Here is a 501-nt window from a genome sequence, read left to right as displayed (position 1 = left end):
GGCATCAACAAGTTTTAGTACTTATGGTTACAAGTGCACCAGGGCGTGTACTTCGTTGTTATTACTATGGCTTGCCATGTGTTCGTACAGTTTCGCTCACCAAACTAAAGTCGATACATTGATTGTCACCAATTCTAAGGCTTGGAAGCCGTTCTCATATGTCTCACAAGATGGTGAACCCAAAGGCATCCTGATTGACTTTTGGCGAGAGTATGCCGAAAGAAATCACGTTCGTGTTGAGTTCCTGCTGCTCGATTGGGAAGAGTCTTTGCGTGCAGTTAAGGAGGGGCGTGCGGATGTTCACGCTGGTCTGATTTACTCTGAGGCTCGCGATAAGTACCTTGATTTTGGTGCGGTTATCATGCCTATTCAAACCAAGTTGTACGTCAATAAAGATATGCTAGCCGTTGATATTAAGGGCGTGCTTACTGGAGAGGTAGAGCTTCCTATTGGCTTGGTAACATGCAGCTATGAAGCGGAATTTGTGCGTGCCAACTACCC

The 501-nt window shown here is 45.9% G+C and carries 1 protein-coding gene; it reads left to right on the top strand.

What is annotated here, in order from left to right:
* Positions 1-501, top strand: a 501-nt coding sequence (locus R7190_RS31285) for a transporter substrate-binding domain-containing protein (protein WP_411978114.1), incomplete at both ends; no start/stop codon positions are given.

The organism is Vibrio sp. 1078-1, assembly GCF_033340475.1.
The sequence above is the reverse complement of the archived record's forward strand: the minus strand, read 5'-3'. Positions and strand labels throughout refer to the sequence as shown.